Here is a 441-nt window from a genome sequence, read left to right as displayed (position 1 = left end):
GTGCGGCTGCGGTCGCCGCCGATCCCGCCACCGGGACCGCGGCCTCCGATGCGGTCAACATCCCACTCTTCGGCACGCTCCCGCTGTCGGTGTTCGTGGTCTTCCAGCTCATGTTCGCGATCATCACCGTGGCGCTGGTCTCCGGTGCCGTCGCCGATCGCATGAAGTTCAGCGCGTGGGCGGCCTTCACCGTCCTGTGGTCGACCATCGTCTACTTCCCGGTCGCGCACTGGGTGTTCGCCTTCGACGGCTACACCGGTGAGCACGGCGGCTGGATCGCCAACAAGCTCAAGGCGATCGACTTCGCCGGCGGTACCGCGGTCCACATCAACGCCGGTGTCGCGGGCCTCGTGCTCGCGATCATCCTCGGTAAGCGTCGAGGCTGGCCCAAGACCCCGATGCGTCCGCACAACCTGCCGTTCGTGATGCTCGGTGCCGGTC

At 67.3% G+C, this 441-nt stretch carries 1 protein-coding gene; it reads left to right on the top strand.

What is annotated here, in order from left to right:
* Positions 1-441: ammonium transporter (locus D7Y13_RS43010; protein WP_147452720.1), on the top strand; the 441-nt coding region annotated here is incomplete at both ends.

Source organism: Corallococcus praedator, assembly GCF_003612125.1.
Classification (GTDB): domain Bacteria; phylum Myxococcota; class Myxococcia; order Myxococcales; family Myxococcaceae; genus Corallococcus; species Corallococcus praedator.
Note: the sequence above shows the minus strand (reverse complement) of the source record. Positions and strands in the feature narration are given on the sequence as shown.